The organism is Nitrospirillum guaranorum, from assembly GCF_034653275.1.
In the GTDB taxonomy this organism is placed as follows: domain Bacteria; phylum Pseudomonadota; class Alphaproteobacteria; order Azospirillales; family Azospirillaceae; genus Nitrospirillum.
On sequence record NZ_JAYEES010000003.1, the window covers coordinates 2,763,048 to 2,782,203 of the forward strand.

The window sequence follows — 19,156 nt, forward strand, 5'->3', positions numbered from 1 at the left end:
TTCAAGGTCCACCACCACCCATGCCCGGCCCCCGCCCCATTGGCCGCCATCTGAACGCCATCGCCGGCAAGGCGCTGGGCCCCCATGGCCCCGCCTTCGCCACCCTGCTGGCCGAGTGGGACGCCATCGTGGGGCCCCGGCTGGCCAGCGTGGCCCTGCCGCTCAAGCTGCAGTTCCCCAAGGGCCGGCAGGACGACGCCGTGCTGCACCTGGGCGTGGCCGGACCCGCCGCCCTGTTCATCCAGCATGAGGAGCCGCAGATCCTGCAACGGCTGAACGGCTTCTTCGGTTTCCGCGCCGTGGCGCGGCTGAAGCTGCTGCAGGCGCCGCCGGCCACCAACCGGCGGCGCGACCGGCCGGCGCCAATTCCCCGCCGCCTGTCGGCGGGCGAGGCGGCGGCGCTGGAAACCCAGACGGCGACCGTGGAAGACGGGGATTTGCGGGAGGCGCTGACCAGCCTGGGCCGCGCCATCCTGGCCACCGAAAAGCCGGCCGGGTCCCCGAAGCGATAGTCTCTCGGACGCGGCTTGCCGGCCCCCGGCGCCGCCCCCTATAGTCACTACAGTTGGTATCGGAGGAACTAAGGTGAACCTACATCTGCGTAATTCGTTGGCCGCCGCCGTGGTGGCCGCCGGCACCATGACCGGTGCCCTGGTGGCCGGCGCCGCCAGCGCCCAGACGGCGGACGCCCCCGTCACCATCGACGTGGCGGCCGCGACCAGCCCGCGCGTGCTGGGCGACACCAAGGCGCCCATCGTGGTGGATGAATACGCCTCGTTCACCTGCCCGCACTGCGCCCATTTCGAGGAAGCGTTCCTGCCCCGACTGAAGGCCGACTTCATCGACACCGGCCAGGTGCAGCTGGTGTTCCACGACTTCCCGCTGGACCAGTTGGCCTTCGCCGCCGAAATGGCCGCCCGCTGCCTGCCGCCCGACCGCTACACCGCAGCCAAGGGCCTGATCTTCAAGACGCAGGCGCAGTGGGAACACGCGGACGATCCGCTGAAGGCCCTGCAGCAGACCCTGCGCCTGGGCGGCATGTCCGACGCCACCTTCACCGCCTGCCTGAGCAACAAGCCGCTGCAGGACTTCATCACCCAGAGCCGGCTGGACGCGTCGGAAAAGCTGGGCGTCGACGGCACCCCGACCTTCTTCATCAAGAAGGGCGACGCCGTGGTGGAGAAGATCGACAACCTGCGTGAATACAGCCAGCTGTCGGAAGCGCTGGTGAAGGCGGGCGCCAAGGCCCCGGCCAACCCGGCCCCGGCGCCGGCCACCGTCGGCGCGCCCGCCGACCAGGCGGCGACCCCGGCCAGCACCCCCGCCGCCAGCACCCCGGCGGCCCCAGCGCCGGCCGCGGCCGCCGGCCCCAGCACGGGCCTGATCGTGGGCGGTATCGTCGCCGCCCTGGTCGTGCTGGGCGGCATCTTCATGCTGACCCGCCGCAAGAAGTGAGATCGGCGGCGCCCTGGGGACGGGGATCCCCGGGGCGCCTCCTTGTGCCGGTCTGGTTTGGCCTGGTTTCGTTTAAAGCGGCCGCGTTTTGAAAGTGGGATGGAGGGGGATATGGCAGGGCGTTGGATGCGCGATCGGGCCGGCATGGCCCAGGGCCTGGTCATGGCGATGGTGGCGCTGGCCGCCCCGCTGGTCCTGGCCGCGCCCGCCATGGCCCAGACAGCCGCGGCCCAGACAGGGACCGCCCCCGCCCCGTCCGCAGGGGGCGGCGCAGGGGGCGGCGCAGCGGGTGGCATCGACATCGCCGCCGCCACCAGCACCCGCGCCCTGGGCAGCGGCAACGCCCCGGTGGTGATCGAGGAATACGCTTCGCTGTCCTGCCCGCACTGCGCCCATTTCGAGGAGACGATGCTGCCCCGCCTGAAGGCGGACTTCATCGATCCCGGCCAGGTGCGCTTCGTCTTCCACGACACGCCCACCAACCGTGTGGGTTATCTGGCCCACATGGCCACGCGCTGCCTGCCCGTCGGCGGCTATAATGACGCCCGCAGCCTGTTGTTCAGCACCCAGGGCCAATGGCTGGGCGCCAAGGACCCCGAGGCGGGCTTGAAGGAGATGATGGGCATGGCCGGCCTGCCGGGCCTGGCCTATGACGCCTGCGTCGCCAACAAGCCCCTTCAGGACTATATCGCCGCCAGCAGCCAGGAGGCCAACCAGGCGAAGATCGAGGTCACGCCCACGGTCATCATCCGCAAGGGCGGCAAGGAAGTGGACCGCATCGCCGGTCCCAACGACTATGACAAGCTGGCCGCCGCCCTGGTCAAGGCCGGCGCCAAGGCACCGAAGAAGTAAGTCCCCGTGCAATTCACCAAGCTTCGCATCTCCGGCTTCAAGTCCTTCGTGGACCATACCGAGCTCCTGATCGAGCCCGGGATGACCGGCATCGTCGGCCCCAACGGTTGCGGCAAGTCCAACCTGGTGGAGGCGTTGCGCTGGGCCATGGGTGAGACCTCGGCCAAGAAGATGCGCGGCGAGGACATGGACGACGTCATTTTCGGCGGCACGGCCACGCGCCCCGCGCGTAACCTGTGCGAAGTCGTCCTGCACCTGGACAGCCCCAACCTGACCGCCGGCACGCCGGGCGTCAAAGCGGACGCGGTCCAAACGGAAATGGAGATCAGCCGCAAGCTGGAACGCGGCGCGGGCTCCGACTACCGCATCAACGGCCGGCCGGCGCGCGCCCGCGACGTGCAGCTGCTGCTGGCCGACAACGCCTCGGGCGCCCACTCCCCGGCGCTGGTCAGCCAAGGGCGCGTCGGCGCCCTGATCAACGCCAAGCCAGGCGACCGCCGCCAGCTGCTGGAGGAGGCCGCCGGCATCACCGGCCTGCATTCCCGCCGGCATGAGGCGGAATTGAAGCTGAAGGCGGCGGAAACCAACCTGACGCGCCTGGACGACGTGGTCGTCACCATGGACGCGCAGTTGCAGAACCTGCGCAAGCAGGCCCGGCAGGCCGCCCGCTACCGCAACATCTCCGACCACATCCGCCGGGCAGAGGCGCTGCTGCTGCATCTGCGGTGGACCACCGCCACCGCCCAGGTCATGCAGGCCCGCGCCGGCTTCGACAAGGCGGAGGAGGCGGTGCGCGGCCTGATGCTGGCCGTGACGCAAGCCACCACCAAGCGCACGGATCTCGCCGCCAGCCTGCCGCCCAAGCGCCATGCGGAGGCAGAGGCCGCCGCCGCCCTGCAGCGCCTGCTGGTGGCGCGGGAGCAGCTGGACGCGGAGGAGCGGCGCGCCACCGAGGCCTTGGCCACGCTGCAGCGCCGCCTGGCCCAGATCGAGGGCGACCTGGCGCGCGAAAAGGACCTGGCCGCCGACGCCGATCGCGCCCTGTCCCGCCTGGCGGAGGAACGCCAGGCCATCACCGACGCGCAAGGGGACGAGGCGGAAAACCAGGAGCTGGCCAAGGCCCGCCTGGAGGAAATCCGCGACACCGTGGCCAGCCTGGACGCCGAACTGGCGGCCGCCACCGAGCGCCTGGCCGCCGATGAGGCCAAGCGCGCCCAGATCCAGCGCCAGGCCCAGGACCTGGAGCAGCGCGTCGCCACCCTGCGCCGCCGCGTCGAGGAACACCAGGCGCAGAAGGCGGAGCTGGAGCGCCAGCAGGCCGCCCGCGACGACGTGGCCGAGGCGGAAGAGGCCATCCACTTGGCCGAGGAACGGCTGGAACTGGCCAAGGGCACGGCGGAGGAGGCGGAGACCGCGAAGGCGGCGGCCGAGCAGGCCGCCAACGCCGCCCGCGCCCTGGGCACCCAGGAACAGGCCGCCGCCCGCGACGCCCTGCAGCGGGCCGAGGGCGACCGCGCCCGCCTGACGGCGGAGGCCGACGCCATCACCCGCCTGCTGAAAGCCGGGGCCGGCGACCTGTTCCCGCCCCTGGTGGACGCGCTGAGCGTGGCCAAGGGCTATGAGCACGCCCTGGCCGCCGCCCTGGGCGATGCCCTGACCGCGCCCTTGGATGAGGCGGCGCCGGTGCACTGGCGCGCCCTGCCCGCCCTGGGCGCCGTGATCCCCCTGCCCGCAGGGGCGGAGCCGCTGGCGGCCAGGGTGAAGGCCCCGGCCGCGCTGGACCGCTGCCTGACCCATATCGGCATCGTCGCCGACACCGCGACCGGCACCCGCCTGGCGCCCGGCCTGGCGCCAGGCCAAATCCTGGTGACCCGCGATGGCGCCGCCTGGCGCTGGGACGGGCACTGCATCGCCGCCGGCGCGCCCACCGCCGCCGCCGAGCGCCTGCGCCAGCGCAACCGCCTGACCGAACTGACGCAGGAGATCGCCGAGGCCGACGCCGTGGTGGCCGAGGCCCGCGCCGCGCATGAGGCGGTGAAGGACGCGGCGGAGGAGCGCGTGACCCTGGCGTTGCGCGCCGTGGACCAGGCCTCGGCCAAGGACCGCGCGGCCCGCGACGCCGTCAGCGCCGCCTTCCGCGCCGTGGCCGACGCGCGCGCCACCCACGCCCGCGTGGCCCAGGCCGCCGCCGCCCTGGCCAGCCGCCTGGCCGCCCTGTCCGAAACCCTGGGCCAGATGGCGGCGGACCAGGAGGATTTGCAGGAGCGCTGGGCCGAGGCCCGCGCCACGCTGGAGGAGCTGCCGCCCCCGGGCGAGGGCCGCGAGCAGATCGCGGAGGCCCGCCTGCGCCTGACCGAGGCGCGCGGCACCCAGGCGGAGGCGCAGAACGCCCTGGACCGGCTGCTGCGCGAGGCGGAGGATCGCCACCGCCGGCTGGACGCCATAGCCGCCGGGGAAACCTCATGGCGCCAGCGCCGCGACGGCACCGGCGGCCGCCTGGCCGAACTGACCGAGCGCGCCGAGGAGACGCGGGAGGAGCAGGAGCGCCTGGCCGAACGCCCGGCAGAGATCGAGGAAGAGCGCCTGACCCTGGCCGACCTGATCCATGAGGCGGAGCGGGTGCGCAAACGCGCGGGCGACGACCTGGCGGAGGCCGAGGGCGCGCTGACCACGGCCGAGCGCACCTTGAAGGAGGCGGAAAACGGCCTGGCCGACGCGCGCGAGGCCCGCGCCCACGCCGAAGCCGCCGTGGGCTCCGCCCACCAGCACCTGGACACGGTAAAGGAGCGCATCGCCGAACGGCTGGACTGCCCGCCCGAGCAGGTGCTCGCCCTGGCCGGCCTGGACGAGGGCGAGCCCCTGCCGGAGGCCCATGCCGTGGAGCAGCGCCTGGGCCGGCTGGAGGCCGAGCGCGACAACATGGGGCCCGTCAACCTGCGCGCCGAGCAGGAGGTGCAGGAGCTGGACGAGCAGATCGGCGTCATGAAGACGGAGCGGGAGGACCTGGTGTCCGCCATCGCCCGACTGCGCCAGGGCATTTCCGGCCTGAACAAGGAGGCGCGCGAGCGGCTGCTGGCCGCCTTCCACAAGGTGGACGCCCATTTCCAGGAGATGTTCACCCAGCTGTTCGGTGGCGGCCGCGCCCAGCTGAAGCTGACCGATACCGAGGACCCGCTGGACGCCGGCCTGGAGATTTACGCCAGCCCGCCGGGCAAGAAGCTGCAGATCCTGTCGCTGCTGTCGGGCGGCGAGCAGGCCTTGACCGCCATCGCCCTGCTGTTCGCCGTCTTCCTGTGCAACCCGGCGCCCATCTGTGTGCTGGACGAGGTGGACGCGCCGCTGGACGAGGCCAACGTGGGCCGCTTCTGCGACCTGGTGGAGGAGATGGCGCGGGCGGGCCATACCCGCTTCCTCATCATCAGCCACCACCGCCTGACCATGTCGCGCATGGACCGCCTGTTCGGCGTCACCATGGCGGAGCGGGGGGTGTCGCAGCTGGTGTCCGTCGACCTGGCGACCGCCGAGGAACTCCAAGCCGCCGAATAGGCGCAAAAATGTAGCTGTGGCTGGGAGTTAACCCCGTTACCCGCGACAACTGGCGCGCCGGCCCGCAACAGTCGGGCCCTGGCGGGAAGGCGCGCGCTGCACTATCTTAAAGAAGGTGGGCCCTAGGGGCGGGGCCCTGGCGGTTGGGGCTTGTTCATCCGGCGGCAGCGGCCGAACCGGAAGCGTGAGGGAGACTGAAATGCGGTACCGTTCCTTGGCACTCGCGGCGGTGGGCCTGTTGGCCGTTGCCGGTTGCGCCACCAACCCCGACGCCGACCAGGCGGCGTACGCCCAGCGCGCGCTGATCGGCATGCCGAAGCAGACCCTGTTGTCCTGCGCCGGCGTGCCCACCCGCCAGACGGCGGTCGACAACGTGGAATACTACACCTACTCCAGCGACAGCCTGCAGACCCGCGTGGGCCCGTCCTACTGGGGTGGTTTCGGCGGTGGTCCGTGGCACCGCGGGTACTGGGGTGGCGCCGATTTCGGCCCCACCGAGGTGTCGGCCCGCAACTGCAACGCCACCTTCACCCTGAAGAACGGCGCCGTGCAGCAGCTGGTCTACGGCAGCTCCACCGACAGCCCGGCCGGCCGCCTGTCGCAATGCTACGCCATCGTGCAGAACTGTCTGCCGCTGGTGCCGCAGCAGCCGGGCCCGGCGGCCTCCGCCGCCACCGGCGTGGGCAGCCACGCCCGTTAAGGGACCAAACATTGCGCCGCCGCAACAACCCCCGGGTCGCCGGGGGTTGTTGGGTACGGCGGGCCGCGTTCGGTACCCATATCCCTCGACCTATGCTTAAGGCCCGGCCCTCCGCCGGGCCTGTCGCCGTTTGGCCCATTGCGGACGCGGCGCAACATGACGTTTCATAGTCCCCTGGAAGGAGGGGCCGCCGGTTGCGGCCCGCTTCCGGAGGGGGCCGTTACCGGTCGACAGAAACCGGCGCTGGTTTCCTTGGTATGAATCCACTGGGCACGCGGAAGACCGGCCCTTGGGAAGCCGGACCACCGGGCGCGAGATCGCCCCCGCCCGCGTTCCCCGTGATGAACGGGAGAAGCGCCTATGCATGTTTCCGGTATCCTGAAGCATAAGGACAGCAGCAGCATCATCAGCGCCAAGCCGGGCGACACCATAGAAACGGTGGCCGCCCTGCTGGCGGCCCATCGCATCGGCGCCCTGCTGGTGCTGGACCCCGGCGGCGGCGTGGCCGGCATCATCTCGGAGCGGGACATCGTGCGCGGCCTGGCGACCCACGGGCCCGCTGTGCTGAACCAGAGCGTGTCGGAACTGATGACCCGCAAGGTCGTGGCTTGCGCGCCGGGTGACAGCGTCTCCTCCATCATGACCCGCATGACGGAAGGACGCTTCCGCCACATGCCGGTGATGGATGGCGGCCGGCTGGTGGGCTTCATCAGCATCGGCGACGTGGTGAAGCATCGCCTGGCGGAAGCCACCAGCGAGGTGGAGAGCATGCGCGTCTACGTGGCCGGCGGTTTCTGAGCGGCACGTCCCGCGCCTCGCGCCGCCCCGGTGTCCCGCACCGGGGAACGGGGCCTGTTGCGCCCGCTTACAGGACGGTTTGCGACTGCCCTCGCGAGGGATGGGCGGGTCGCTGTGACGACCATCGCAGCGGCCCGCCGCCCGTTTGGGGAGGCTGCCGGCCCCGCCCCCTCTCAGCGAAAGCCGCCATCCCATGGTGACCGATCCCAAAGCCATCGCGCTGTACGCCTGGCCCACGCCCAACGGCCACAAGATCTCCATCGCCCTTGAGGAAATGGGCCTGCCCTATGTCGTCCACCCGGTGGACATCGGTGCCGGCGACCAATTCAAGCCGGACTTCCTGGCGATCTCGCCGAACAACCGCATGCCGGCCATCGTCGATCCCGACGGCCCCAACGGCCAACCGCTGTCGCTGTTCGAGTCCGGCGCCATCCTGATCTACCTGGCGGAGAAGACGGGCCGGTTCCGCCCGGCCGACGCCGCGGTGTGGTATGGCCATGTGCAATGGCTGATGTGGCAGATGGGCGGCGTCGGCCCCATGTTCGGCCAGGCCGGCCATTTCCGTAATTACGCGCCCGAGCGTATCCAGTACGGCATCGATCGCTACACCAATGAAGCGCGCCGCCTGATCCGTGTCGCCAACACCCAGTTGGCCAAGACGGAATTCCTGGCCGGCGACTACGGCATCGCCGACATGGCGACCTTCCCCTGGCTGCGCCTGCATGAACGCTACGAGATCGACCTGGCCGACTTCCCGCACGTGAAGCGCTGGATCGACACCGTGGCCGCCCGCCCCGCCGTGCAGCGCGGGCTGGAACTGTTGAAGGACAAGAGCCGCCCCGCCGGCCAAGCCCTGGATGAGAAGACGCGGGAGATTCTGTTCGGCGCCCGGCAGCGCTGAAATCCCATCCCCGGCGATCACCGCCGTCGGGCCTCTTCTTCCGGCCTCTTCTTCCGGATAGTGGCGCCTTGACCATGCCGGCGGCGCTGCCATCTACCCTTCGCGCTCCCGTCCCTGCGGCGGGGGCGCCGCGTGGGTATGGTCAAGGGATGGGCATGGTGGGGTGGTTCTCGGGTGTGCGGCGTCGACGCCGAGTCGCGGCGTGGGCTCGCGCGATCTTGCTGGCTGCGGGGATGGCTGCCGCCCCGCCGGCCGTCGGCGCCACCGTCAGTCGGCCGGAGGACATGACCTTCAGCGGCAAACTGATCGCCACCGGCGGCGTCACCCAGGTCGAGGGGGCGGCCGGCGGCGGCCTGACGCCCTGGGCCGTCATCGGCGGCGGCGAAACGCGGGAGGAGGTTGGCGCCACCGCCTTCTTCACCGCCGTGCGCACCCATGATTATGGCATGAACGCCTATGGCGCCCTGATCGGCCTGTGGGACCGGGTGGAACTGTCGGTGGCCCAGGACAGGTTCGACACCCAGGCCATCGGCGGCGCCCTGGGGCTGGGCGACGGCTACGCCTTCACCAACACCATCGCCGGCATCAAGGTCCGGGTGGCCGGCGACGCCGTTTATGACCAGGACAGCTGGATGCCCCAGTTGGCGTTGGGCGCGCAGTACAAGTCCAACAACCGCGGCGGCCTGGTGAAGGCGCTGGGTGCGCGCAGCGGCGATGGCGTCGACCTCTACGCCAGCGCCACCAAGGTGCTGCTGGCGCAAAGCCTGCTGCTGAGCGGCACGATGCGCCTGACCAAGGCCAACCAGGCCGGCCTGCTGGGCTTCGGCGGCGCCGACGACGACTACCACGCGGAACTGGAGGGCAGCGCCGCCCTGCTGCTGGACCGCACCTTGGTGGCGGGCGTCGAATACCGCATGAAGCCCAATACCCTGGCCCGCGCCAATCCCGCGCTGGCGCCGGAGGATGACTGGTACGACGCCTTCGTCGCGTGGCTGCCCACCAGGAACCTGGCCGTCACCCTCGCCTATGTGAATCTGGGCCGGGTGGTGACGCCCACGCGGCAGAACGCCGTCTACCTGTCCCTGCAAGCGGGGTTCTAAGCCATGCCCGCCCTTCCCCGCCGCGCCGTGCTGTCGCTGGCGATCGCCCTCGCGGGCCCCTTGGCCTGTCTCCTGACGGGTTGCGCCACCGGTCCCTCGCCCGATCTTTACCAGACCTTCGGCGGCCAGCCTGGCCTGGTGGCCCTGGTGGACGACTTCATGGACGGCATGTTGCGCGACCCCGACCTGCGCCCTTACTTCGTCAACGCCAACCGCCCCCACATCAAGGCGGAGCTGGTGGCGCAGTTCTGCGCCACCCTGGGCGGCCCGTGCGAATACAAGGGCATGGACATGAGGATGGCCCACGCCCGTTATGGCATTGGCGATCATGAGTTCAACGCCCTGGTCCGGGATCTGCAGGACGCCATGGACCGGCATCACATCCCCTACCGCGCGCAAAACCGCTTCCTGGCCATGCTGGCGCCCTACCGCGATGACGTGGTCCACCCGGCCCCGCCGCCCCGCGCCCGTCCGCCCCTGACCATCGCGCCCGACGCCGTGGTGGTGCCGGAGGCGGTGCCGACGGGCGGGCCGCCGGCACGCTGACGCTGCCCTTTTTGGGGCAGATGCCCAAGCGGCGGGCAGCCGCCGTCCTTTGGACAGCATGGCCCCGAAATCCTCCGCCTAAAGAATAGTGGGACTAGCGCTAGCCCTGGATCGTGGTTTAGCATCTACCTATAGCCGGCCACCCACCCCATCGTGGGGTTTGAAGGGTTTTCCAGGGCCGGCCGGGACCTGCCGAGCGGTCCGGCGCAAATGGGCCGCAGCGGCCAAAAACATGTATCCCCGGGCTCATCGTTAACACTTTGGTGAGGCCTTGGCGCTCACCCTGCCCATAGGGAATACGCATGAAATACCGCCGGCGCGGTGGTCGCGGGAGCAGCCCGGGCCTAGGCCATTTGGCGGAAGGACGCGTGGCACCGGGCGCCGCTGCATGGGCCCGATTATAAACGGACAAGGTTGCCCGGATGGCTGACCGGTGCCTGGGGGATAGGTGGAATGGACGAGGCCGCCGCCAGGTGGGGGCACAACGTTTGGTTTTCGCTGAAAATTTCCCGATCTGCCTCTACTCCGTCGCAATCATCCACCAATATCTAAATTAAGACCCAAGGCATCCGGGTACAGGGAGAACGAAGGACGGCAGCTGAGTGTTCAAGTGGAGTCCGGAGGGTCGATCCAGGGCGATGGACCATCTGGTACGGAACTTGCCTCTTCTGAAACGTCAGTCACGAGGTTGGTACCCCGTTGGAACGGGGGAGAGTGGAGCCGTCGCGGTCCCGCGTGTTGGGACCGCCCGTCGAGTTGCCTGATAGGCGTGATCCTTCTGAAAGGGTGAACCCATGCCGAAGTCGACCGATTTGTTCACAACCTTCGCCCAGAGCTACGAGGCGCGCCGCGAGGTGGCGATGTCGTTGCAGGAGTACCTGGAAGGGTGCCGCGACGACCCGATGATGTACGCCAGCGCGCCGGAGCGTCTGCTGGCCGCCATCGGCGAGCCGGAGGTGGTGGACACCGCCAAGGACAGCCGCCTGTCCCGCGTTTTCATGAACCGCACCATCAAGATCTATCCCGCCTTCGCCGAGTTCTACGGCATGGAGGAGACGATAGAGCGCATCGTGGGCTTCTTCCGCCACGCCGCCCAGGGCCTGGAGGAGCGCAAGCAGATCCTCTATCTGCTGGGTCCCGTGGGCGGCGGCAAGTCCTCACTGGCCGAACGCCTGAAGGCGCTGATGGAGGAACAGCCCATCTATGTGCTGAAGGCCGGCGATCAGCTGAGCCCGGTGTTCGAAAGCCCCCTTGGCCTGTTCGATCCCGGCACCATGGGCGAGGCGCTGGAGGAACGCTACGGCATTCCCCGCCGCCGCCTGACCGGCCTGGTCAGCCCCTGGGCCATCAAGCGCCTGGATGAGTTCGGCGGCGACATCACCCGGTTCAAGGTGGTGAAGCTGCGCCCCTCGCGCCTGCGCCAGATCGCCGTGTCGAAGACCGAGCCGGGCGACGAGAACAACCAGGACATCTCATCCCTGGTGGGCAAGGTCGACATCCGCAAACTGGAGATGTTCCAGCAGAACGACCCCGACGCCTACAGCTATTCCGGCGGCCTGAACCGGGCGAACCAGGGTCTGCTGGAATTCGTCGAGATGTTCAAGGCGCCCATCAAGATGCTGCACCCCCTGCTGACCGCGACGCAGGAGGGCAACTACATCGGCACGGAGAACATCGGCGCCCTGCCCTTCACCGGCGTCATCATGGCCCACTCCAACGAGGCGGAGTGGCAGAGCTTCAAGAACAACAAGAACAACGAGGCCTTCATCGACCGCATCTGCGTGGTCAAGGTCCCGTACAGCCTACGCGTCACCGAAGAGCAGCGCATCTATGAGAAGCTGATCGGCGGGTCGGAGCTGGCCAAGTCCCCCTGCGCGCCCGGCACCATGGAGATGCTGGCCCGGTTCACCGTGCTGTCCCGCCTGCGGGAGCATGAGAACTCCAACCTCTTCTCCAAGATGCGCGTCTATGACGGCGAAAGCCTGAAGGAAACGGACCCCAAGGCCCGTACCTTGCAGGAATACAAGGACGCCGCCGGCATGGACGAGGGCATGAACGGCATCTCCACCCGTTTCGCCTTCAAGGTGCTGGCCAGCACCTTCAACTACGACACGGTGGAGGTGGCGGCCGACCCGGTGCACCTGATGTACGTGCTGGAGCAAGCCATCCGCCGCGAGCAGTTCCCGGATGAGACGGAGAAGCGCTACCTGGAATTCATCAAGGCCGAACTGGGCCCGCGCTATGCGGAGTTCATCGGCTATGAAATCCAAAAGGCCTACCTCGAGTCCTACCACGATTACGGTCAGAACCTGTTCGACCGGTATGTCGACTACGCCGACGCCTGGATCGAGGATCAGGACTTCAAGGATCCCGACACCGGCCAGTTGATGAACCGGGACCTGCTGAACCAGGAGCTGACCAAGATCGAGAAGCCCGCGGGCATCGCCAACCCGAAGGACTTCCGCAACGAGGTGGTGAAGTTCGTGCTGCGGACGCGGGCGGCCAACGCCGGCCGCAACCCCAGCTGGACCTCTTATGAGAAGCTGCGGCTGGTCATCGAACGGCGTATGTTCAGCCAGGTGGAAGAGCTGCTGCCGGTCATCAGCTTCGGCAGCAAGAAGGATGGCGAGACGGAGAAGAAGCACCACGAGTTCGTCGAGCGCATGGTGGATCGCGGCTATACCGAGCGTCAGGTGCGCCGGCTGGTCGAGTGGTACATGCGGGTGAAGCAGGCGGGCTGACGGATGATCCGGGCCCGGCTTCACCGGCCGGGCCCCATCCCGCGATCCCCTGCGCTCACACGCGAAACGGACACCACCCCCGCCCGGCTGACCCCCGGTGGCGCTCTCCCGCCCGGCCCCTTCAAGGGTGCCGGGGTGTCGGCGCCGCCGGTACGGTTCCCGGGACCGGGGTACCGGGGAGTAATGCCTTGTCGTCGATGATCATTGTCGATCGCCGCAGCAATCCCAAGGGCAAGAGCCTGGCCAACCGCCAGCGCTTCATCCGGCGTGCCAAGGAACAGATCCTGCGCGCCGTGAACGGCGCCTCCAGCAACCGCCGCATCAAGGACGTGGAAAGCGGCGCCGATATCTCCATCCCCACCGGCGGCATTTCCGAACCCACCTTCCACCGCTCCGGCCAAGGCGGCATCCGCGACCATGTGGTGCCCGGCAACAAGGAGTTCATGGAGGGTGACACCATCGCCAAGCCGCCCAGCGGCCAGAGCGGCGGGCGTGGCACGGATGGCAGCCCCGACGGCGGCGGCGAGGACGAGTTCCGCTTCGTCCTGACGCGGGAGGAGTTCATGGACCTCTTCATGGAGGATTCTGGAGCTGCCCGACCTCGCCAAGCGCAAGCTGAAGGCGGCCGACGCCGTGCTGTGGCAGCGCGCGGGTTATTCCTCGTCCGGCTCGCCCACCAACCTCAACCTGGTGCGCACCATGCGCAACAGCCTGTCGCGCCGCATCGCCCTGAAGCGCCCCAAGTCGGACGAGATGCTGGCGCTGGAGGCGGAGATCGCGGAACTGGAGGCCCAGCCGGGCAAGGACCCGGACCGGCTGATGGAACTGCGGGGCCTGCTGGAACGCCAGGTGATGCGGGCCAAGCGCATCCCCTACATCGACCCCATCGACGTCCGCTACAACCGCTTCACGCCCATTCCCAAGCCTGCGGCCCAGGCGGTGATGTTCTGCCTGATGGACGTGTCGGGATCGATGACCGAGCATATGAAGGATCTGGCCAAGCGCTTCTTCATGCTGCTCTACCTGTTCCTCACCCGCCGCTACAAGCAGGTGGAGGTGGTGTTCATCCGCCATACCCATGAGGCGGAGGAGGTGGACGAGGACACCTTCTTCCACTCCACCGAGACCGGCGGCACCATGGTGTCGACGGCGCTGGAGGAGATGAAGCGCATCATCAAGGAGCGTTATCCCGTCGCCGACTGGAACATCTACGGCGCCCAGGCCTCGGACGGTGACAACACCACCAGCGACGGCGGCCGCACGGCGGCCCTGCTGCAGCATGACCTGCTGCCGGCCTGCCAATATTACGCCTATGTCGAGGTCGGGTCCGACCCCGACGCCATGCCGGCGGGCTTCGCCACCCACGCCCGCGAAACCGACCTGTGGCGCACCTACAAGCAGGTCACCGGCACCGAAACGCCCTTCGTCATGAAGAAGGTCCGCCATCGGCGGGAGATCTACCCGGTATTCCGTGAACTGTTCGCCCGCGACGGCGCGAAACAGTCGGAGGAGGCGACACCTTGACCTTAGCCCCCGTTGAACGCCTGAAGCCTGCCAAACGATCGGAACCTGGGGAGAAGGCGCCGCCGCCGGATGATGCCAACCTGCTCTACACCGGGGCCGATTGGGACTACGACACCATCAAGCGCTGCCACGACGCCATCCAGGAGATCGCGCTGGGCGAGCTGGGGCTGGACGTCTACCCCAACCAGATCGAGGTCATCACGTCCGAGCAGATGCTCGACGCCTATGCCTCCATCGGCATGCCCCTGCTGTACCGCCACTGGTCCTTCGGCAAGCATTTCGCCCGGGACGAGGCCATGTACCGCCGCGGCATGCGCGGCCTGGCCTATGAGATCGTCATCAACTCCAGCCCCTGCATCAGCTACATCATGGAGGAGAACTCCATCACCATGCAGGCGCTGGTCATCGCCCACGCGGCGTTCGGCCACAACCACTTCTTCAAGAACAACTACCTGTTCCAACAGTGGACGGATGCCGAGGGCATCCTGGGCTATCTGGACTTCGCCAAGTCCTACATCGCCCGCTGCGAGGAGCGCTATGGCCAGCAGCTGGTGGAACGCACCCTGGACGCCGCCCACGCCCTGATGAACCAGGGCATCCACCGCTACCCCCGCCGCCGCCTGGACCTGCAGTCCGAAGCCCGGCGGGAGCAGGAGCGGCAGGAGATGCAGCGCCAGCTGTACAACGACCTGTGGCGCACGGTGCCCGCCAAGAAAGGGCAGAAGGCGCCCTCGGATGAGGAACGGCGCCGGGCCCTGCTGGACCTGCCGGAAGAAAACATCCTCTATTTCCTGGAGAAGAAGGCCCCGCGCCTGGCCAATTGGCAGCGCGAGGTGCTGCGCATCGTCCGCCACGTGGCGCAGTACTTCTCCCCCCAGCGGCAGACCAAGGTGATGAACGAGGGGTGCGCCACCTACGTGCACTACCGCATCATGACCCGGCTGCATGAAACCGGCCGCATCAGCGACGGCGCCTATATGGAGTTCCTGCACTCCCACACCAGCGTCGTGTTCCAGCCGGCCTTCGACGATCCGCGCTATTCCGGCATCAACCCCTATGCCCTGGGGTTCGCCATGATGCAGGACATCGAGCGCATCGCCACCAACCCCACGGAGGAGGATCGCGCCTGGTTCCCCGGCTATGCCGGCAGCGGCGACGCCATGGCGGCGCTCCGCGACGCGTGGGCCAACTACCGCGACGAGAGCTTCATCCTGCAGTATCTGAGCCCGCACCTGATGCGCAAGATGCGGATGTTCCACCTGCACGACGACAGTGATGAGAACGTCTATCGCGTCGCCGCCATCCATGACGAACGCGGCTATCGCCGGGTGCGCCAGCAGTTGGCCGCCCAGTACGACTTCTCCTCCCTGGACCCGGACATCCAGATCAGCGACGTGGACCTGGCGGGCGACCGGCGCCTGATCCTGGAGCACAAGGTGCAGAATGGGGTGCTGCTGGCGGAGGAGGACGCCAAGTCCGTGCTGCAGCACGTGGCCAACCTCTGGGGCTATGACGTGCTGCTGTTCGAGAACGACGACGCCGGCAACACCCTGCGCAAGCTGACCGTGCCGGCCCGCACCATTTTATTGGCAGAATGAGGCCTGCTGGCGGAATGAGGCTCCCGAGGAGGAGGCCCGGCGTCAGAGGCAGCCTTCGATATAGTCCACGGCCGGGGGCAGGCCCGCGCGGAAGCGGGTGACCCGGCCGTCGGCTGTTTCGAACAGCAGCACCCGCCCCCGTTCCTCGATCCGGAGGTAGTGTCCCTCCTCATAGGCATGGGGCTGCACCACCACCGCGGGGCCATAGGCCTTCAGCACCGCCGCCTCCGTCGCGCCCACGCCGATCCCCTGGGCCGTTTGGATGGTCGCCGCCCCGCCCGGCGGCGCGAAGACGTCGATGCGGGTGATGCGGTCCTTTTGCACCATGTAGCTGACCTGCCCGTCCTTGCCGTCGCTCCGGCCGGTCAGCCAGCAGTCCGCCGACTGGGTCCGGTCCATGGGACGAAAGGAAACGCCCAGCGCCGATTCCGCCTGGGCCAACGTCATGCCCAGGCGCACGGGCTCCAGGCCATCGAAGGTCAAGGGCGCCGGCGACTGCCGGCAAGCGGCCGGAAGGACGGCCATCACGGCCAGGAAGGGGTAGAGCCAAGCCCGCATCGGAACCTTCTCCCGCGCGGCCGCTTGTTCCCGCGCGGCCGGCCACCGATTTGTCATGCCGCAGATGCGAAATCGCCCTAGTTAAGCCATGTTGCATCGCGATATTATGAGCGTACCCCAAGCGGGTAGCAAACCGCCAACGTCCTAGAGAGCAACTCCGATGTCCACCCTGGAACTGGATCCCGCCTTCGTCGCCGCTTGCGAAGCGCACGGGCTGGACCCGCAGAAGACCAACATGTTCCTGCTGGAATGCGCCGTTCAGGGCCGCGAACCGTCCAAGGTCTCCATGTTCGAGCTGGACCGCCAGCCGTCCGACCTGTGGGCCAAGGTGCGCAAGCTGAACCGCGCCGCCTGATTCCTATCGCGATCACGTTGGAGGAAGCCGCCGGGCCGCGAGGCCCAGGCGGCTTTTTTCATGTCCGCGCGGCGAAACCGTCGAGGGATGCCGCCACGCGGGCCAGCACGCCGTACCAGTCGCCGGGCACCTCCTGCCGGAACTGGCGCAGGGTGGGATACCAGGGGCTGTCATCACGGTCGCGCAACCAGCGCCAATCGGAATCGAAGCGGTTCAGCAGCCATACCGGCCGGCCCAGGGCGCCCGCCAGATGGACGACGGCGGTGTCGACGCTGATCACCAGGTCCATCGCCTGGACCAGCGCGGCGGTGTCGGCGAAGTCGGCAACGTCCCCCATGCGGTCGACGACGCCGGCGGGCAGGCCACCGGCCGCCTCCGGATCCTTCTGCAGACTATGGAACGCCACCTCCGGGCAGGCGGCCACTAGGGACTCGACCTGCGCCCGGGTCAGGGAGCGTCGGCAGTCCACCTTGTAGGTGGGGTTGCCGGCCCAAACCAGGCCGACGCGCGGGCGCTCATCCGGGGCCACGGGAGCCGCCGGCGCCCTTAAATAAGGTACCGCCGCCGGCACCGTCTCCAACCGCGTGTCCAGCGCCAGCGGCAGGCTCAGCATCGGGCAATGCCGATCGAAATCCGGCAGGGGCCCGCCCCGGCCGATGAACCGCACCTCCCCCACGGCCGTCAGCGCCGGCGAGGCCCGCAGCAGGCGCAGCAGGGGCCGCGGCACCTCCACCACCACCCGTCGGCACCGGGCGGCCACCAGGGGGATGTAGCGGCAGAATTGCAGGGTGTCGCCATAGCCTTGCTCGGCATGCAGCAGCAGCGTCCCCCCGGCCATGTCCTCGCCCCGCCAGGTCTTCTGGGCGAAGGGGCGGCGGTGGGGACGGAAATCGGGACTGGCCCAGCGCCATTCATACGCCGCCCAGCCCCGGGGATAATCGCCCAGGCCCAGCCAGGCGAGACCCAGGTTGTAGCGGGCCTCGGCATAGCGGGGGTCGATCGCCAAGGCCGCCTGGTAGCAGGCGATCGCGCCGTCCATATCGCCCAGCGCCTTCAACGCGCTGCCCAGGTTGTTGTGCGCCTCCACCAAGCGGGGGTTGAAGGCCAGGGCGGCGCGGTAGCACTCGATGGCTTCCGCGGTCCGGCCCCGGTCCAGCAGCACGTTGCCGAGGTTGTAGTGACCCTCGGGATAGGCGGGGCGCAGGACCAGGGCCTGGCGGTAGGCCGCCTCCGCCCCATCCAGATCCTGGCGCTGGCGCAAGGCGTTGCCCAGGTTGCTGTGCGCCTCGGCGAAGGTCGGTCGCAAGGACAGCGCCTGCCGGTACTCGGCCTCCGCCTCGTCCCAGCGGCCGTGATGGCGCAGGACGTTGCCCAGGTTGCTGTGGGCGTCGGCATTGTCGGGCCGCAGGGCGATGGCCCGCCGGTAGGCGCCCTCGGCGGCGTCCAGCCGGCCCAGCTTGGCAAGGGCGATACCCAGGTTGCCCTGCATGGCGCTGTCGTCCGGTTTCAACGCCACGGCCTCGCCGATCAGCTCGGCGGCGATGGCGGACTGGCCGCGCGCCTGCGCCACAAGGCCCAGCACGTGCAGGAAGGCCGGCTGGCGCGGGTTCTGGGCCAGGACGCGCCGGCAGGCGCTCTCCACCCCGGCCAGGTCGCCGGCATGGAAGCGGGCGACCACCTGGTTGAAATCGGCCTGGTTGGGGCTGGCCGGAGCGTGAGCGGTCGCGCTGATTTTGAAAGCCCTCTGTCCCGGTGTCCCTCCGCTTTACACGGGCGCGCGAGGGAAAACGGGCGGCAAAAAGGGCGGGGCCTTCAAGGCTCACCCCAATAATCGCCGAAGATCCAGACATGGCCCTCCGGGTCGCGGGCCACGTACTCGCGGGTGCCATGACCGGTGTCGTGCGGGTCGGTCAGGATGTCGGCGCCGGCGGCGCGCGCCCGGGCGTGGTGGGCGTCGACGTCGTCCAGCGCCACCCACACCCCCTGGTTCAGACCGTTCAACACCCGGGGGCTATGCATGCCGTAGCGGTCGACCGGGTTGTCCGGCCCCAGCATCAGCAGGGCGTCCCCCAGCTTCAGCTGGGCATGGACCACGCGTCCCCGCTCGTCCGTGATCACATGGTGACGGATCAGGCCGAAGGCGGCACACAGCCAATCAACGGCGGCGGCGGGGTCTTCATAACGCAGCAGGGGAAAGAATTTCGGGCTCCGCGGGCCAGTACCAGGCCCGCCATCAGGCGCCAGGGTCATGTAACCGTCCTTGCAGCGGCAGGACGGATGCCGGTCCCGCGACAAGGACCATGGTAGCCCGGCCGCCAAGCCGCCGGAACGGGACCAAGGTTCATCATACCATAGCAATAAGGCCGCCCCCGAACGGGAACGGCCTTATTTGCATTTGTGATGAGGTCTTGAATAAACCCGTGTATCGCACCGGGCGTCAGCGCACGGGATTACCGTTGCGCGCGGCGCCGTTAAGGAGTGA

At 68.8% G+C, this 19,156-nt stretch carries 16 protein-coding genes and 1 pseudogene; 14 read left to right on the forward strand and 3 right to left on the reverse strand.

Features of this window, described 5'->3' with window-relative positions; genetic code table 11:
* Nucleotides 1-20 precede the first annotated feature (20 nt).
* From UAJ10_RS21685 to UAJ10_RS21745, 13 genes and pseudogenes are all read left to right on the forward strand, one after another.
* Nucleotides 21-512, forward strand: a complete 492-nt coding sequence (locus UAJ10_RS21685) for a DUF721 domain-containing protein (RefSeq protein WP_322917283.1) — start codon at nt 21-23, stop codon at nt 510-512.
* A 73-nt stretch (nt 513-585) separates the two neighbouring features.
* Nucleotides 586-1,455 (forward strand): thioredoxin domain-containing protein, encoded by an 870-nt coding sequence (locus tag UAJ10_RS21690; protein ID WP_322917284.1) that lies wholly within the window; start codon nt 586-588, stop codon nt 1,453-1,455.
* Between the two features lie 126 nt (nt 1,456-1,581).
* Nucleotides 1,582-2,307, forward strand: coding sequence for a thioredoxin domain-containing protein (locus tag UAJ10_RS21695; RefSeq protein ID WP_322917285.1), 726 nt, complete (start codon nt 1,582-1,584; stop codon nt 2,305-2,307).
* 6 nt (nt 2,308-2,313) lie between these two features.
* Entirely contained in the window at nt 2,314-5,853 is a 3,540-nt protein-coding gene (gene smc / locus UAJ10_RS21700; protein ID WP_322917286.1) for a chromosome segregation protein SMC, read from the forward strand.
* Between the two features lie 199 nt (nt 5,854-6,052).
* Nucleotides 6,053-6,553: a hypothetical protein gene (locus UAJ10_RS21705; RefSeq protein WP_322917287.1), complete on the forward strand. Its 501-nt coding sequence runs from the start codon at nt 6,053-6,055 to the stop codon at nt 6,551-6,553.
* 360 nt (nt 6,554-6,913) lie between these two features.
* A complete protein-coding gene (locus UAJ10_RS21710; RefSeq protein ID WP_322917288.1) occupies nt 6,914-7,351 on the forward strand; it encodes a CBS domain-containing protein in 438 nt (145 codons plus the stop codon).
* A 193-nt stretch (nt 7,352-7,544) separates the two neighbouring features.
* Nucleotides 7,545-8,252 carry a glutathione S-transferase N-terminal domain-containing protein gene (locus UAJ10_RS21715; RefSeq protein WP_322917289.1) on the forward strand — a complete coding sequence of 236 codons (708 nt, stop codon included), beginning with the start codon at nt 7,545-7,547 and terminating at the stop codon, nt 8,250-8,252.
* Nucleotides 8,253-8,485: 233 nt separating this feature from the next.
* Complete coding sequence (locus UAJ10_RS21720) at nt 8,486-9,352, forward strand: DUF3034 family protein (protein ID WP_322917290.1); 867 nt, start codon at nt 8,486-8,488, stop codon at nt 9,350-9,352.
* Nucleotides 9,353-9,355: 3 nt separating this feature from the next.
* Complete coding sequence (locus UAJ10_RS21725) at nt 9,356-9,898, forward strand: group I truncated hemoglobin (RefSeq protein ID WP_322917291.1); 543 nt, start codon at nt 9,356-9,358, stop codon at nt 9,896-9,898.
* 794 nt (nt 9,899-10,692) lie between these two features.
* On the forward strand, nt 10,693-12,639 hold the full coding sequence (locus UAJ10_RS21730) for a PrkA family serine protein kinase (RefSeq protein WP_322917292.1): 1,947 nt from the start codon (nt 10,693-10,695) through the stop codon (nt 12,637-12,639).
* Nucleotides 12,640-12,836: 197 nt separating this feature from the next.
* Nucleotides 12,837-13,163, forward strand: a pseudogene (locus UAJ10_RS21735) (DUF444 family protein); the annotation flags it as partial.
* Between the two features lie 109 nt (nt 13,164-13,272).
* Nucleotides 13,273-14,163, forward strand: coding sequence for a YeaH/YhbH family protein (locus UAJ10_RS21740; protein ID WP_322917293.1), 891 nt, complete (start codon nt 13,273-13,275; stop codon nt 14,161-14,163).
* A gap of 80 nt (nt 14,164-14,243) precedes the next feature.
* Complete coding sequence (locus UAJ10_RS21745; protein WP_322917362.1) at nt 14,244-15,761, forward strand: SpoVR family protein; 1,518 nt, start codon at nt 14,244-14,246, stop codon at nt 15,759-15,761.
* A 42-nt stretch (nt 15,762-15,803) separates the two neighbouring features.
* Here UAJ10_RS21745 and UAJ10_RS21750 read toward each other — a convergent pair whose 3' ends face one another.
* Complete coding sequence (locus tag UAJ10_RS21750) at nt 15,804-16,319, reverse strand: hypothetical protein (RefSeq protein WP_322917294.1); 516 nt, start codon at nt 16,317-16,319, stop codon at nt 15,804-15,806.
* Between the two features lie 160 nt (nt 16,320-16,479).
* Between UAJ10_RS21750 and UAJ10_RS21755 the strand changes: the two genes are divergently transcribed.
* Nucleotides 16,480-16,674 carry a hypothetical protein gene (locus tag UAJ10_RS21755; RefSeq protein ID WP_040842430.1) on the forward strand — a complete coding sequence of 65 codons (195 nt, stop codon included), beginning with the start codon at nt 16,480-16,482 and terminating at the stop codon, nt 16,672-16,674.
* 58 nt (nt 16,675-16,732) lie between these two features.
* Here the strand turns inward: UAJ10_RS21755 and UAJ10_RS21760 are convergent, their stop codons facing one another.
* Together UAJ10_RS21760 and UAJ10_RS21765 are read right to left on the reverse strand one after the other, a co-directional pair.
* Nucleotides 16,733-18,352, reverse strand: coding sequence for a tetratricopeptide repeat protein (locus UAJ10_RS21760; RefSeq protein ID WP_322917295.1), 1,620 nt, complete (start codon nt 18,350-18,352; stop codon nt 16,733-16,735).
* A gap of 134 nt (nt 18,353-18,486) precedes the next feature.
* Nucleotides 18,487-18,924, reverse strand: coding sequence for a VOC family protein (locus UAJ10_RS21765; protein WP_322917296.1), 438 nt, complete (start codon nt 18,922-18,924; stop codon nt 18,487-18,489).
* Between the last annotated feature and the right edge of the window lie 232 nt (nt 18,925-19,156).